The sequence below is a fragment of the Acidaminococcus sp. AM05-11 genome (assembly GCF_003472805.1).
Classification (GTDB): Bacteria; Bacillota; Negativicutes; order Acidaminococcales; family Acidaminococcaceae; genus Acidaminococcus; species Acidaminococcus hominis.
This window is the reverse complement of sequence record NZ_QRMX01000039.1, coordinates 1-14,182: the sequence shown is the minus strand read 5'-3', so window position 1 is coordinate 14,182 and position 14,182 is coordinate 1. Positions and strand designations below refer to the sequence as shown.

Here is a 14,182-nt window from a genome sequence, read left to right as displayed (position 1 = left end):
GGCGTAGAGGTTTATATTATTAGGAACTGTCTACTTGACGGGGAGCACACCAGGGTGGAGAAGGTGGCGCCGCAAGGCGACGGATGAGGTTTAACCCCATCATTTCTGGCCAGCGAACCGCTCGGGGATTCCCCGCACCATCGCCAGGAAGTCCGCAGACCGCACAAACTACCTTACTTACACTCCTCCAGCACCGCCAGCAGCTCTTCCTTTCCAAACCGCTTGCAGCAGCCGCCGGTGAGCACCGTACTGTCCGCAATGGCCTTCCAGTCGGTGTCCGCCGGAATGCCCATTTGGGCAAAACTGGTAGGCAGCCCCACTTCTTTGATGAAAGCCCCTAGAGCCTCCACAAAAGCCTGGGCCAATTCAGCCTGGGTCTTCCCCGCCGGGTCTACACCCCACACATTCACCGCCAGCCGGGCAAACTGCTCCGCCCCTTCTGCCAGCATATGCCGGTACAGCACCGGGTGGATTACCGCCAGCCCCTGGCCGTGGTTGCAGTCCGTGTAGGCTCCCAGCTGGTGTTCCAGCATATGAGCCTGAAAGTCCGTGACTTTGCCCAGTTTCAGCATACCGTTTTCCGCCATGGCCGCCGCCCACAGCAGCTCACTTCTGGCCTGCATATCCTCGTGATTTTGCACGCTGGCCCGCAGGTTCCGGATAATGCTGCGCTGGCAGGCCTCGTTGATTTCATCGCTCAGGTTGGTGCTCCGGGGCGTACCCATGTACGTTTCCATGCAGTGGCTCAGGGAATCAAAAGACCCAGAAGCCACCTGACTAAAGGGCATGGTCTTGGTGTACAGTGGATCCAGCACTGCAAAGCTGTAGAAAGCCCCCCACAGAGCGCCCTTCACCTTCTTGTCCGTGTGGGTGATGACCGCCCCGTTGTTCATTTCTGCCCCAGTGCCAAAGGAAGTCACCACTGCCCCCATGGGAATGAACTCCGTGGGCACCTTCTTCTCACTGTATTCGTAGTCCCACAGGTCCCCGTCCAGCTTGGCCTGGGCCGATACCACCTTGCAGCAGTCCAGCACGGAGCCGCCGCCCACGGCCAGAATAAAGTCCACCTTCCGGTCTCTGGCCAGCGCCGCCCCTTCCTGCACCTTGGCGTAGGTAGGGTTGGACATAATACCCGTAAATTCCACCACCTGCTTGCCCGCCTGCTGGAGCAGCCCCAGCAGTTCCTGGTAAATGCCGTTCCGTTTGATAGAACCGCCGCCGTAGGCCAAAAGCACCGTCTTCCCCACCTTGGCCAGTTCTGCCGGCAGGTTCTTTACCGCAGAAGCTTCTCCAAACAGGACTTTCGTATTGTATTGATACGTAAAAGCATTCATGCTATCCTCTCCTTTTTAAGCTTTCGGCTGCAAGGGTCCGTAATAATAGGAAGCCGTAGCGCCCCCGTCCATCAAAAAAGTGGACCCCGTAATAAAGGCAGCCCGTTCACTCAGCAACAGCTCGGCCACATTGGCCACTTCGTCCGCAGTCCCCGGGCGGCCTGCCGGGCACTTGGCAAACATATTCTTATAGAAATCTCCCCGGGGCCCGTTAAATTCATCCAGGGCCAAAGGCGTCACAATAATCCCCGGAGCAATGGCGTTAATCCGGGCGCCCCGTTTCCCCCATTCCACCGCCTGTCCCATAACCCGCTTTTCGTTGCAGCGCTTGGCCAGCTGGTAGGCGTGCAGCGTATCCCGGATATTGCCCGGCTGGAGCAGGTCCAACTGCAGCAGTTCTTCCGTGGGGGCCGTGGCCAGAGCCCGGTCCTCCTCCGGCGTCAGCTGGGGCATCCGCCAGCCCGATTGGCTGGAAATGGTCACCCCGCAGCCCCCAGGAGCAATCACCTTGCCCACTTCCTCGAGAAGCACCGCCGTGCCGTACAAATCCACTTTCAGGATGGCTTCAATAGGTGCCTGGGAGGGCGATACCCCCGCCCCATTCACCAGCCGGGTAATGGGCCCATACTCCTGCCCCTTGGCAATCAGCCGCCGGATGGACTCCCGGGAAGACAGGTCCATCTCCAGCACCTCCACGTCATACCCCGCCCCGTTCACAATCTGGGCAATGGCCTTGGCATTTTCTATATTTTTGTCGCCCATGACGATTTTCTTGCCATACCCCACTCTCCGGGCAATGGCCATGCTAATCTGTCCAGCGCCGGTCACAAGCATTACTTCTTTATCCATCATTCTATACTCCTTCTGGGAATCCTGCTTCCCTTTGTATTCTTGCCTTAATTATATAAAGCAGAATTCCCAGGAGCAATTCGACTTTCCGGCGTATTTGATAAGTTTTTCTAATGCTTAATCCTAAACCAAAAATCCTGATTTAAAAAATCCTGACTGGAGACCACTTCCCCAGTCAGGATTTTATTCAATTCTTATTTCAACTTCTTATATTCCTCTTCATCCACAGCCTCGCACCATTCATTGCTGGTGCCTTCTCCCGGCACTTCAATGGCCAGATGCTGGAAAGCAGAGTCAGGAGCAGCCCCGTGCCAATGCTTCACCCCGGCAGGAATATTCACCACATCGCCCGGTTTCAGTTCCTGGGCCGGCTTGCCCCATTCCTGGTAATAGCCCCGGCCAGCGGTTACCAGCAGAATCTGGCCGCCGCCCTTGGTGGCGTGATGGATGTGCCAATGGTTCCGGCAGCCCGGTTCAAAAGTCACGTTGCCCACCACCACTTGCTTCAGGGACAGCATATTCAAATAGCTGGTGCCGTCAAAAAACTTGGCATAATCCACATTCTCTCCCCCCATAGCAAAGGGGCTTTCCTTCTTGATGTCTTCCAAAGTTGTCATTCTGTTTTTCCTTCTTTCTGTAAGGTATAAATCAGATAATCCAGGCAGTCCAGTTTTTTCTGTTCGTCATGGATTTTTCCCAATAGTTCCCGCCGGTACCGGCGCAGAGAGGAAATCTTTTCCTCCGTGTTTTCCAGCACCTGATAGGTGGCCACAAAAGAGTCCGGGCACCCGGCGTCCGCCAGATTCTGCCGGACCTTATCCCATTCCTGCGTCACAGCGCCGCCACCTCCCTGCACCAGGCCTCCAGTTCCTTCTCCGGGGTGATCAATTGATCCCCGCCGGTGGAGTCAAACTGCACTTCCTTAGGCAGCAGGCACTTGGCCCCCTTGGCCGCCCCTTCCAGGTCTTTAATGGCGTGTCCCGGCCAGCCCCCGTGGGTACTGAAGGGCACCACCGTTTTTCCTGCCAGGGAATGCTCCGCCAGGAACGTGCTCATGGCCGGCGCCATGGTATACCACCAGGTAGGCGTACCCAGCACAATAATATCATAGTCCTTAGGATCCTTTTCCAGCGGTTTCAAGGCCGGCTGGTAATGCCGGTTCACTTCCCTTTGGCCCTGGGCCACCACGTCATTATAAGAACCCTCATAGGGCACTACTGTTTCCAGCCGCTGCAGCGCTCCGCCCGTTTCCTTTTGCAGCAGCTCTGCAATCCGCTTGGTGTTCCCGCAGGACCAGGAATAATATACAATCAACAGCTTTTTCATAGATTTTCTTCTCCCTGAAGCTGGCCCCCGGGGGCCAGATACTGCTGCTTTGCAAAAGGCAGCGTTTCTTCCCTATCATGATACCAAGTGGGCAAAATGATGTAAAATGCTTATTCTGCACTTTTCAGTATACAATTTGCGTATTGTGTTTCCGCCCTAAAACAAGTACAATATAAGAAAACAGTGAACTCTTTATAGAAGGTGAAGATATGGAACTACGTACCCTATATTATTTCCTGGCCGTTGCCCGGGAAGAAAATATAACGGAAGCCGCCAATGTGCTCCACGTAACCCAGCCCACCCTGTCCCGGCAGATTGCCGACCTGGAACGGGAACTGGGCAAACAGCTCTTCATCCGCAGCAACCGCAGCACCATTCTCACCGAGGAAGGTATGCACCTGCGCCAGCGAGCGGAAGAAATTCTGTCCCTGGTGTCCCAGACAGAAGAAGAACTGAAAAACGATGAAGTAGAAATCAACGGCTGCATCCGCATCGGAGCAGGAGAAACCCACCTGATGCACTGGATTGCCCAGCTGTTCAGCCAGCTCCACCAGCAGTACCCGGCCATTACCTGTGAATTTTCCACCGGCAATGCCGATACCATCGAAGAAAAACTGGAACACGGCCTGTTTGATTTTGGCGTGCTCCTGGAACCCATCAATATTACCAAATACGAATCCCTCCGGCTGCCAGGCTGCGACCGTATGGGCATCTTTACCTGGCAGGGCAGCCCCTGGTCCAAGTTGGATAAAATCACCCCCGAGGACCTGAAGAATATGCCCCTGCTCTACCCCGCCCGGTACAAAACCCGGAATTTCGACCTGGTCCGCTGGGCTAGAGGCCAGCTCAGCGCCGATGACCTGAATATTGTAGGCCGCAATGACCTGCTGGGCAACGCCTCCCACCTGGTAAAAGCCCAGGTCGCCAACGCCTTTTGCGTAGGCGACCTCCCCTCCCAGTACGACCCCGGAATGAAATTCATCCCCCTGGATCCCCCCATGGAAATCCACGCCGTAGTCGTCTGGAAAAAATACCGCCTCCTGTCCAAAACCAGCCAGCTGTTCTTGGACAGCCTGAAAGCCCTGTGCCAGCAGGAAAACAGCAAAAAAGAATAAAGCAAACCTAAACAAAAACGGATGATTCTGACCCTGCCAATTGCAGAGCCAAAACCATCCGTTTCTTCCTTATTAGGTCCCTTCAAACCAATCATAGTTTCACAGCTTATCGATACTAATGCTACAATTCAACCAATAGTTGACCAGTTGAGGCCTTGTATGCCTCCTTCAAGCGTTGCGGTCGCGTCCAAACAGCGTCACAGATATTCTAGAAGCTGTTTGGTACACGCGAGCCATGTGATAGCAGCCCAAGAAGCAAGCCCCCAGGGTGAAGGAGGACGGAGCACGGCGAACCACTCAGAAAGCATTCCATTCACCTACTGGTCAAATGACAAAGAGGGTTATTGCACTTCTCTACGTACTATGACTTCTTTTCCTATACTCGTTTCGCACATGACCAGTATGGGCCTAAGACCGGCCCCTTCAAACGTGAAGGGGCTGTCAGCCCGCAGGGATGACTGAGGAAGTTTATAATTCGGCCCCGCACTACACTCCGCCGACCGCACGACCAAAAATCCGGTACCGAGTTTTCTCCAGCAAAAATTTGCCCACGGGCAAATTTTCTGTGATTGCTTCTCAAAACCCTGCATCAGTACTAGCCCCTGCCGACCGCACAGATATTAAAAAAGGACTGAGCGAGGATTCTCCGCACCATCACCAGGAAGTTTGCAGACCGCACCAACCGCCGAAGGGCCCACCCATGGTATTAGCGGCCCCCGGCCGCCTGCCTTCTCCGCCCAACAACATTCCAAGGCGGGGAAGGAAGCAATGCCGCAGGCATTGCAGGATGGGGCAACCACCTACATTCCTGCACTAACCCCATTTAGCACATGACCAGTATGGGCCTAAGACCGGCCCCTTCAAGCGTTGCGGTCGCGTCCAAACAGCGTCACAGATATTCTAGAAGCTGTTTGGTACACGCGAGCCATGCGATAGCCGTCCAGGAATTGAGTCTGAAAGACGAAAATGACTGGAATACGGCGAACCACTAAGGGGCTGTCAGCCCGCAGGGATGACTGAGGAAGTTTTACCAAGCATAGTGCAACTCTAACTCAAAAAGTTTCCTTTCTCACCGCACCTTTGCTTATACGCCTAAAAGCTTTAGGGCTACCGCCCCTATTCATCTCCCGTCCCTTCCAACTGCTGCCGGGCATAATCCACAAAAGCCCCCACCGCCGGAGACAATTCCTGGTACTTGTTCCACACCAGGTACGTCTGGTCTATCAACCCCGGAGAGAGCGGAATCTGCCGCAGCTCCGGATCCATGCCCTCAAATTCGTGGGCCAGTGCCACCCCCAGGCCATTTTTCACCATCAGGGACCGATTGCTGTAGGACAGATTGCTGGTGACCCAAATATGCACCTGAGGAAAAGCAGGGCCGAACCAATGCTCCAGTTCGTTGCGCACCGAACGGCGCTGAGCCATAATCAGAGGATACCCTATCAGATCCTCCGGCGTTACCACCTCTTTGGCCGCCAGCGGGCAATCCTTCCGCACCAGCACGCACCAGGACTCCGGAATAGGATACTGAAGATAATTGTAGGTGCTGATATCCACCGGCTCCAGCACCAGGCCAAAATCCAAGGTCCCATTGGCCAGCCGGTCTTTTACCTCGTCAGCAATCAAGGTAAATAGCGAAAACGTCACCTCTGGATGTATCCGGCCAAACGCCGCCATATGCTGGGACAGCACCGCCACATTCTTGGTTTCCCCGCAGCCAAAACTGATATTTCCCGCTACCAAATGATTCCCCAATAGCTCCTGCTCCGCCTTGTCCGCCAGAAGCAGCATCTCCTGGGCCCGCCGCCGCAGCAGCCGCCCAGCATCCGTAAGAATCAGCCGATGCTTATCCCGTATAAATAGCTGCACCTTGTACTGCCGTTCCAACTGAGCCAGCTGCCGGGACAAGGACGGCTGAGAAACGTGCAGCTGAGCCGCCGCCCGGGTCATATTTTCTTCCTGGGCAATGGCCAAAAAATATTGAAGAGTGCGTAGTTCCATAGGAGCGCCTCCTGACAATAATAATTATAACCATATTATATAGCGTATGGAACAATTTTAGGAAGACAAAACTGCAATTTTGAGAAAATTTGACAAGTTATCCCTCTTAGCATTAGAATAAAAGAAAAAGCCTGCCTAAGGAGGGGAGCATCATGTATCATAAAGGCCTGACAAAAGGAATTATCCTGCAAAACGCCATTAAGATTATTGAAGACACCGGAATCAAAGGATTCACCATGAAACTGCTGGCGGACACCCTGGGCGTGAAAACCGCCTCCCTGTACAAGCATTATGATAACCTGGATGCCCTGATCACCGAGGTAGGACTGTATGCCCTGAACACCCAGCATACCAAAATGATGCAGGCCATCGGCCGGAAAGAACGGGACGAAGCCGTCATAGCCCTGGCCCAGGCCTACCGGAAATTTGCCAAAAAGCACCATGCCCTGTATGCCCTGATTATGGAAATCCCCACCTCGGAAAACGAAATCCTCCAAACCGCCGTTTCCATGGTCACCGAACCCGTGGTCAAAGTATTGAAGACCTTCTCCCTGGAAGAAAACCGCATGAAACACCTCCAGAGAGTATTCCGGGCCATCCTGCACGGCTTCATCAACCAAGAACGCGCAGGCTACTTCACCTACTTTACCGTAGATATCGAAGAAAGCTACAACCTGGCCATCCTGGTCTTCTTGGAAGGCGTCCACAGCGCCGAAAAAGAACACCTGACCATTACGGGAGAAAATACCCTACCAAACGCAGATATAGACGAAGACGACGAATAAATATAAGAAAAACCCAAAACGACTTGCGAGCCCAACAGTTCGCAAGTCGTTTTTTGTGAGGGTTGAGGTTCAACCCTATCATTTCGGCCCCCCGGCCATTTGCCTTCCCCTTAACAGTGCGCCGCTCCGCGCACTGTATGTGAAATAATAAAACTTCTATCGGCACCTACCGGTGCCACTTCCTACACGCTTTACGGTCGCATCCAAATGTCAATGCATTTTCCCGAGGACATTTGGTATATGCGACCTATGTGATAGCCGTCCGTGAGCCGAACCCGCAGGACGAAGGAGAACGGAGCACGGCGAACCACTCAGGAAGCATTCTATACCGCTACTGGTCAAGTGAGAGACCAGGATAGTGCCGGTATTTACGAATTATGTTGCCTTGCTATACCCGTTATGCACATGACTCGTATAGGCCTAAGACTGGCCCCTGCAAGCGTGTAGGGGCCGTCAGTCCGCAGGACTGACTGAGGAAGTTTATTAAGATACGGTTATAAAGAACATCCAAAACGACTTGCGAGCCCAACAGTTCGCAAGTCGTTTTTTTGTGAGGGTTGAAGTTCAGCCCTATCATTTCGGCCCCCGGCCATTTGCCTTCCCCTTAACAGTGCGCCGCATCGCGCACTGTAGAAGGGGAAGGAAAGGCCGCGCCCCAAGAGTAAAGCGCGGCCAGGATGGGGTTCCCACAGTACTACACTCCGCAGTCAGCGCCAATACCGCTGCGGCCCCTTACAGATTTGGCCTAATCACCAGGCGTCTGTATTTAGGTGCAAAAAAATATGATATTTATACCGCTATGTTGTATGTGCTAAACTTGAAATATCCATTTAGGACATCCTCCTTCCGAAATGAAGTGGTTGGTAGCCATCTTCATTTTACTGAAGGAGGATTTTTTAGTATAGTAAAAGCTTACCAGAACCCTATGTATAGCGTGGGATTTTCAAATCTGGCATAAAAAAAACTCCCTGAGCATTTTCGCTCAGGGAGTTTTCCCTATAGGACTAAAATCAGTTGGCCGCAGCTGGAATGCTAAGCTATTTCTCAGGGGGTTCTCTGGAATACGACATTCTCTCCCCGCAGCCTTCTCAATACTTCTTTTCCCCATCCAAAATCAGCATATGTTTTTGCTTGGGCAGTATTTCCGGCTCCCGCACTTTCTCATTCCATTCCGCCGGTGCAACCTCCTCCAGGGAAATGGTGATGGCTTCCTGGGGGCAGCCCCAGGTCTTCAGGAAAATCTCATTGATCTGTTCCACTACTTTTCTCTTGGTTTCTTCGTCTTTGGGAAATGCTTTCACTGCAATATACGGCATATGATTGCCCTCCTTTTATAAATCATAGGTGACAGTACCCACCCATTTGGCCGTTTCCAGATCCTGGTCATCAAGAATCGTGCTTTTTCCAGTATCCAGCGCCGCAATGGCACGCAGGTCTTCGTCAGAAAGTGCAAAATCGAATACGTCCAGATTCTCCCGCATCCGTTCCTTCTTCACCGTTTTCGGAATTACGGACACTCCTCTCTGCAGCAGCCAGCGGAGCATCACCTGCCCCACGGTTTTGTTATACTTGCTGCCGATTGCCTTGAGTACCGGCTGTTGGAATACCTGGTTCTTTCCTTCTGCAAAAGGTGCCCAAGCTTCCTGGGCAATGCCTTCCTTCTTCAGAAACGCTTCTTCCGCCTTTCTTTGGAACCAGACATTTGTTTCAATCTGATTGACCATGGGCTTAATCTCATTGTGCAGGAACAGGTCCTGCAGGCGCTCACTGGAGAAACTGGTGACCCCAATTGCCCGGATTAAGCCTTCCTTGTACAGGTCTTCCAGCGCTCGCCAGGCGCCGTAATAATCCCCATAGGGCTTGTGAATCAGATATAAATCCAAATACTCCAGCCCTAATTTCTGCAAGCTCTTGGCAAAGGCCCGTTTGGTATTCTCGTACCCGTGGTCCTGCACCCAGAGTTTGGTGGTGATAAAAAGGTCTTCCCGTTTGATACCGCTGCTGGCAATGGCCCGGCCTACAGCCGCCTCGTTCAGATACGTTGCGGCCGTATCGATATGGCGATACCCGGTTTCCAGGGCATCGAGTACTGCCTGTTCACAAACCTGTTCATCCACCTGAAAAACCCCAAAACCCACCATGGGCAGCTTCACGCCGTTGGCCAATACTTTATATTCCATACGCTCTCCTCTCCCCGCTATAAATTCTGCTTCAGGAATTCTTCAATCCGGTCAAAGGGAATATAGTCATTGTCCCCGCCGTCATAAAGGTCACAGTGGGTGGCCCCCTTTACGGTAACCAGCTCCTTGCTGGCCGCCTGGGTCAGTCGTTTCAGCATCTTCACCGACTGCTGATAGGACCAGGCCTGGTCCCCATGGACCAAAAGACAGGGCTGGGTCACTTCGTCAGCGTAGGCGTAAATGTCGTTGGTATAGTGGCTCAGGAAAGTCGTAGGATTCCAACCGCAACCAGAATTTACCGAGCGCTTGTGATAACCCCGAGCCGTGCGGTAATAACCATAATAGTCTTTCATATAATCTGGGGAATCCACCGTAATGTCAGGCACCGTAATCAGTACCGGTACCGCCTCCCCCTGGGCCTGTCTGCTGCGAATTTCATTTAAGGCCCGACGGCCTGCCAGCCGCTCCTTGCCGCTAGTGAACGTATCAAATACCCCCATAGTGGCGCTGACAACGGCCTTCACCCGGGTATCTATGGCAGCCAGGGGAAAAGTATAGCAGCCCCAGCCGCAGACTCCCAGCACGCCAATGCGGCTGCTATCCACCACCTCCAAGGCTTCCAGATAATCAATGGCAGAGGCAAAATCCTCCAGATTGATATCCGGCGCTGAAATATTTCTCACCTTGCCGCCGGATTCCCCGGTAAACGACGGATCAAAAACCAGGGTAACAAACCCCCGCTCCGCCAGTTTCTGGGCATAATACCCGCCGGACTGTTCCTTGACGGCGCCGTAGGGGCCCACCACCGCCAGCGCCGGCAGCCCTGCCGCAGCCCCCTTGGGCATATACAAATCCCCCGCCAAAGTAATCCCAAAACGATTCACGAATTGCACCTTTGCCTGGTCCACCTGTTCGCTTTTGGGGAAAGTCTTGTCCCACTCCTGGGTCAGCATCAGCTGCTCCGTTAATTTTGCTTTATACTTGGTGTTTAAATTCATTGCAAACTCCTTTCGGACAGTACCATTTTCTTTCACGTTCTATGGTTCCATTGTATTAGCTGACCGATAGAATGTAAAACAGTTATATTCGATGCTTTACCATGTATAATAGTCATGGTACACTAAAGAAAAACGGTAGAAAGGACCTTCCTATGGAAATCAGAGTTTTAGAATACTATATTGCCATTGTCCAGCAGAAAAGCATTACCAGAGCAGCCCAGCTGCTGCATATCTCCCAGTCCACCCTCTCCCGGCAGATTATGGACCTGGAGCAAGAACTGGGCGTCACCCTGTTCCAGCGCGGGCGCAGAGAAATCTCCCTGACCGAAGATGGCAATTTTCTCTACCGGCGGGCACAGGAAATCCTGCGGCTCACCCAAGACACCCAGCAAAAAATCCTGGCAGGCCAATCCCTGTCAGGCACCCTGAGAATCGGCATCGGCGAAGGCGCCGTCAATGCCTTGATTCTCTCCGCCCTCCTCCCCTTGATTGAACACCATTCGGGCGTCAAACTGGACTACCAGACCCTGGCTTCCGACAAGATTTTCCGTGACATCGATCTGGGCCTGTTGGATTTTGGCGTAGTCTGGACCAACGACAACCTGTCCCCCTACGAATCACTGGAATTGCCCTATACCAATCACTGGGGCGCCGTAGTCCCCGCAAAAGACCCCCTGGCCGCCAAACCCGAATTGGTTGCCGCGGACCTGAGGCACCGCCGCGTCCTGCTGCCCCAGCAGCTTGACGTTATATCCGATTTAAGCAAATACCTGAACCACTACGTCCCAGGCATACGTGTGGCCGGTTATTACGATATGAACTATAATATGCTGGCCATGGTACGCTCCGGCATCGGCATCGCCATCACCCTGGATAAAGCCGAATACCAGGAATTAGCAGAATTTGCCTTTGTCCCTCTGAAAGCCCTAAAAACCCTTGGCGTAAAACTCATCTGGAAAACAGGCCAAACCCTGACAAGATTGAACCAAGCCTTCCTGACCAACCTACAAAAGCAAATACAAGCCTAAAACAAGAGAAAAACCGCCGGCCTATAAAAAAAGACCAGGACCCATAGGTCCCAGCCTTTTGCGTGCATATCCTAAGCCTCCGAGCTTTGCGAATTGCCGATGTCATCATATTTGCTTTTTTGAATGCCCGCGCAGCAATGCACTTCCCCGGCCAGCAAGTCCCTTACCCCTGCCGGCCGTAGCCCCGCTGCTTCAGCAGACGTGCGGCTGCGGTCCGTCTTTCGTAGCCGGCATGCTCGTCCCGGTAAATCTGGATTAGTCGCTCATCATCATAATAGTCGTACCGGTCCATATAGTCCTGAATCCGCTGCTGCTTTCTTTCCAGACTATCCGCTGCTTCCCGCACTACTGTACCGGCCACAGAACCTACTGCACTCCAAAAGCCCATCTGTCATTTCCTCCCATTTCCGTTCAAGCAGGTATTACCGCCCTGCCCCTGACAGGACACCTCTTGAACATTCAGATTTCGTTATCTATAATAGTAACAAAAGTATTATAAAAATTCCAGTTGTAGGGGAAATTTGAAAGGAGAAAAAAATGGGATTTTTTGATTCATTCAAAGAAGCCGTGAGCAAAGAAACCAACAACGATCGCCGCTATCGGGACAGAGCCTTCGAAGACGTGGACTCCAATCACGGCTGGTACGTGTGCAAAAAATGCGGCAGACATTTTAGAAAAGGAGATATGGACATCGACCATATTATCCCCCAAAAATACGGCGGCAACAACACCAGAGGCAACCTCCAGTGCATCTGCAAACACTGCAACCGCTCCAAAGGCGCCAGTCTGTCCGACACCGTCCCCGATTTGGTCAGCCGCAGAATTGAGCTTGCCAAACGGGATCTGGGGAAATAAGGGGTAGATAATGATGCTGGCGGAGGAACAGTCCACGCCCAGTGCTAAAAGGGAATAAAGCTGGAGTTCAAAAAAAAGATACCCGGAAGACCCCCGCCGCCGGTGGCCGCAAATGGTTGAGTTAAACTTCTATCGGCGCCCACCGGCGCCACTTCCTACACGCTTGCAGGAAGCTTGCGTAACCACCATGGTTCAATTTCTTATCAGTACTATATTTTAGATTTAACTTGACCAATGGTTTCATGGAAGCCTGCCACAAGCGTGTGTAGGTGTCAGCCAAGGGCTGACGGAGGAAGTTTATTCCGGCATTTCGGCCGTAGGCCGTTAATACCTGGTTAAACTTCTATCGGCGCCTACCGGCGCCACTTCCTGCACGCTTGCAGGAAGCTTGCGTAACCACCACGATTCAACTTCTTATCAGTACTATATTTTAGATTTAACTTGACCAGTGGTTTCATGGAAGCCTACCACAAGCGTGTGGTAGGTGTCAGCCAAGGGCTGACGGAGGAAGTTTATCTCAGCGTTTTGCGGCCGCAGGCCGCTGCCTTCCACTTACCTGTTCGCAGCTCCGCTCGAACAGGAGAAGGGGAAGGAACGTTCCGCCCCCAGCATTAAAGCGGAACAAGGATGGGGTTCAACACCAAGATGTTCGGAAGGCTAATGCAGATACACTCCAAGAAAAACCATAACACCTGGATTGCCCCAACCGCCGGTGATTCCACCGGCACCTTCCCCACCTTGGACCACTGTTGGGTGGAGAAGGCAAGCGGCTTCCGGCCGCCAATGCCTAGATGAACTTCTATCGTCGCCTTCCGGCGACACTTCCTTCACGTTTGAAGGAAGCTTGCATAACCACCACGGTTCAACTTCTTATCAGTACTATATTTTGGATTATACTTGACCAGTAGTGTCACGGAAGCCTACCACAGTGGTTCGCAGCTAGCCAATCAGCCGCGCCCTGCGGGCTTGCTTCTGGGGCTGCTATCACATGGCTCACATTAGCCAAGAGCATTTTGATAAACTGACATGCTCTTGGATGTGAGCGCAAAGCGTGTGGTAGGTGTCAGCCAAGGGCTGACGGAGGAAGTTTACCTCAGCATTTTGCGGCCTCAGGCCGCTGCCTTCCACTTACCTGTTCGCAGCTCCGCTCGAACAGGAGAAGGGGAAGGAACGTTCCGCCCCCAACATTAAAGCGGAACAAGGATGGGGTTCAACACCAAGATGTTCGGAAGGCTAATGCAGATACACTCCAAGAAACACCATAACACCTGGATTGCCCCAACCGCCGGTGATTCCACCGGCACCTTCCCCACCTTGGACCACTGTTGGGTGGAGAAGGCAAGCGGCCGGTGGCCGCTAATACCTGGATGAAAACTGCAATACCCGGCATCCAGCGGACCTTTCCCAGCATTTCGGCCAAAGGCCGCTACCTTCCACTTACCTGTTCGCTGCGTTGCGCGAACAGGAGAAGGGGAAGGAAAGGCCACGCCCCAAGAACAAAGCGTGGCCAGGTTGGGGTTCAAAGCCAGGACCTCCAGAAGTTGTGCGGATAAGGCACAGCGGCCTCCGGCCGCAACATCCCATTTGGCCCGCACCTCCAGTGAATCGCTAGCAGTGCGTTTAACCGCTGCCCCCAGATAATAGACAACCCAGCCCAATCCCCGGGAAGGGCTGGGTTATTGTTTTTCATATAAGAAAAACCCCTGAGTGA

The 14,182-nt window shown here is 52.9% G+C and carries 14 protein-coding genes; 4 read left to right on the top strand and 10 right to left on the bottom strand.

Going from position 1 to position 14,182, the window contains the following annotated elements; genetic code table 11:
• Positions 1–173: 173 nt before the first annotated feature.
• The 5 genes from DW089_RS10540 to DW089_RS10520 form a co-directional block, all read right to left on the bottom strand.
• On the bottom strand, positions 174–1,334 hold the full coding sequence (locus tag DW089_RS10540) for an iron-containing alcohol dehydrogenase (RefSeq protein ID WP_105325362.1): 1,161 nt from the start codon (positions 1,332–1,334) through the stop codon (positions 174–176).
• A gap of 15 nt (positions 1,335–1,349) precedes the next feature.
• On the bottom strand, positions 1,350–2,183 hold the full coding sequence (locus tag DW089_RS10535) for an SDR family oxidoreductase (RefSeq protein ID WP_118287258.1): 834 nt from the start codon (positions 2,181–2,183) through the stop codon (positions 1,350–1,352).
• A 194-nt stretch (positions 2,184–2,377) separates the two neighbouring features.
• Positions 2,378–2,800 (bottom strand): cupin domain-containing protein, encoded by a 423-nt coding sequence (locus DW089_RS10530; RefSeq protein ID WP_105325361.1) that lies wholly within the window; start codon positions 2,798–2,800, stop codon positions 2,378–2,380.
• On the bottom strand, positions 2,797–3,018 hold the full coding sequence (locus DW089_RS10525; protein ID WP_105325360.1) for a hypothetical protein: 222 nt from the start codon (positions 3,016–3,018) through the stop codon (positions 2,797–2,799). Before DW089_RS10525 ends, DW089_RS10530 begins: the two co-directional genes overlap by 4 nt.
• Positions 3,015–3,509, bottom strand: a complete 495-nt coding sequence (locus DW089_RS10520) for a flavodoxin (RefSeq protein WP_105325359.1) — start codon at positions 3,507–3,509, stop codon at positions 3,015–3,017. Before DW089_RS10520 ends, DW089_RS10525 begins: the two co-directional genes overlap by 4 nt.
• A 209-nt stretch (positions 3,510–3,718) precedes the next feature.
• Between DW089_RS10520 and DW089_RS10515 the strand changes: the two genes are divergently transcribed.
• Positions 3,719–4,624, top strand: a complete 906-nt coding sequence (locus DW089_RS10515) for a LysR family transcriptional regulator (protein ID WP_105325358.1) — start codon at positions 3,719–3,721, stop codon at positions 4,622–4,624.
• A 1,116-nt stretch (positions 4,625–5,740) separates the two neighbouring features.
• On the opposite strand, the gene DW089_RS10510 is transcribed toward DW089_RS10515, so the two are convergent.
• On the bottom strand, positions 5,741–6,625 hold the full coding sequence (locus DW089_RS10510) for a LysR family transcriptional regulator (RefSeq protein ID WP_105325357.1): 885 nt from the start codon (positions 6,623–6,625) through the stop codon (positions 5,741–5,743).
• A gap of 152 nt (positions 6,626–6,777) precedes the next feature.
• On the opposite strand from DW089_RS10510, the gene DW089_RS10505 reads away from it, so the two are divergent.
• Positions 6,778–7,410, top strand: coding sequence for a TetR/AcrR family transcriptional regulator (locus DW089_RS10505; RefSeq protein ID WP_105325356.1), 633 nt, complete (start codon positions 6,778–6,780; stop codon positions 7,408–7,410).
• 1,088 nt (positions 7,411–8,498) lie between these two features.
• Here DW089_RS10505 and DW089_RS10500 read toward each other — a convergent pair.
• From DW089_RS10500 to DW089_RS10490, 3 genes are read right to left on the bottom strand one after another with little or no spacing between them, the layout of a single operon-like run.
• A complete protein-coding gene (locus DW089_RS10500) occupies positions 8,499–8,726 on the bottom strand; it encodes a tautomerase family protein (RefSeq protein ID WP_105325355.1) in 228 nt (75 codons plus the stop codon).
• 15 nt (positions 8,727–8,741) lie between these two features.
• Positions 8,742–9,590: an aldo/keto reductase gene (locus DW089_RS10495; protein WP_118287257.1), complete on the bottom strand. Its 849-nt coding sequence runs from the start codon at positions 9,588–9,590 to the stop codon at positions 8,742–8,744.
• Positions 9,591–9,607: 17 nt separating this feature from the next.
• Positions 9,608–10,588 (bottom strand): alpha/beta hydrolase, encoded by a 981-nt coding sequence (locus DW089_RS10490; RefSeq protein WP_105325353.1) that lies wholly within the window; start codon positions 10,586–10,588, stop codon positions 9,608–9,610.
• A 152-nt stretch (positions 10,589–10,740) separates the two neighbouring features.
• Between DW089_RS10490 and DW089_RS10485 the strand changes: the two genes are divergently transcribed.
• Positions 10,741–11,616: a LysR family transcriptional regulator gene (locus tag DW089_RS10485; RefSeq protein ID WP_158572368.1), complete on the top strand. Its 876-nt coding sequence runs from the start codon at positions 10,741–10,743 to the stop codon at positions 11,614–11,616.
• A gap of 163 nt (positions 11,617–11,779) precedes the next feature.
• Here DW089_RS10485 and DW089_RS10480 read toward each other — a convergent pair whose 3' ends face one another.
• Positions 11,780–12,004 (bottom strand): hypothetical protein, encoded by a 225-nt coding sequence (locus DW089_RS10480; protein ID WP_105325351.1) that lies wholly within the window; start codon positions 12,002–12,004, stop codon positions 11,780–11,782.
• 179 nt (positions 12,005–12,183) lie between these two features.
• Here DW089_RS10480 and DW089_RS10475 point away from each other — a divergent pair, with 179 nt between their 5' ends.
• Entirely contained in the window at positions 12,184–12,471 is a 288-nt protein-coding gene (locus tag DW089_RS10475) for an HNH endonuclease (RefSeq protein WP_199614900.1), read from the top strand.
• Positions 12,472–14,182: the final 1,711 nt, after the last annotated feature.

What these genes read in the sequence shown, in the direction of transcription:
- DW089_RS10540 (WP_105325362.1), bottom strand. Translation starts at nt 1,334, where the DNA reads ATGAATGCTTTTACGTATCAATACAATACGAAAGTCCTGTTTGGAGAA.
- DW089_RS10535 (WP_118287258.1), bottom strand. Translation starts at nt 2,183, where the DNA reads ATGGATAAAGAAGTAATGCTTGTGACCGGCGCTGGACAGATTAGCATG.
- DW089_RS10530 (WP_105325361.1), bottom strand. Translation starts at nt 2,800, where the DNA reads ATGACAACTTTGGAAGACATCAAGAAGGAAAGCCCCTTTGCTATGGGG.
- DW089_RS10520 (WP_105325359.1), bottom strand. Translation starts at nt 3,509, where the DNA reads ATGAAAAAGCTGTTGATTGTATATTATTCCTGGTCCTGCGGGAACACC.
- DW089_RS10515 (WP_105325358.1), top strand. Translation starts at nt 3,719, where the DNA reads ATGGAACTACGTACCCTATATTATTTCCTGGCCGTTGCCCGGGAAGAA.
- DW089_RS10510 (WP_105325357.1), bottom strand. Translation starts at nt 6,625, where the DNA reads ATGGAACTACGCACTCTTCAATATTTTTTGGCCATTGCCCAGGAAGAA.
- DW089_RS10505 (WP_105325356.1), top strand. Translation starts at nt 6,778, where the DNA reads ATGTATCATAAAGGCCTGACAAAAGGAATTATCCTGCAAAACGCCATT.
- DW089_RS10500 (WP_105325355.1), bottom strand. Translation starts at nt 8,726, where the DNA reads ATGCCGTATATTGCAGTGAAAGCATTTCCCAAAGACGAAGAAACCAAG.
- DW089_RS10495 (WP_118287257.1), bottom strand. Translation starts at nt 9,590, where the DNA reads ATGGAATATAAAGTATTGGCCAACGGCGTGAAGCTGCCCATGGTGGGT.
- DW089_RS10490 (WP_105325353.1), bottom strand. Translation starts at nt 10,588, where the DNA reads ATGAATTTAAACACCAAGTATAAAGCAAAATTAACGGAGCAGCTGATG.
- DW089_RS10485 (WP_158572368.1), top strand. Translation starts at nt 10,741, where the DNA reads ATGGAAATCAGAGTTTTAGAATACTATATTGCCATTGTCCAGCAGAAA.
- DW089_RS10480 (WP_105325351.1), bottom strand. Translation starts at nt 12,004, where the DNA reads ATGGGCTTTTGGAGTGCAGTAGGTTCTGTGGCCGGTACAGTAGTGCGG.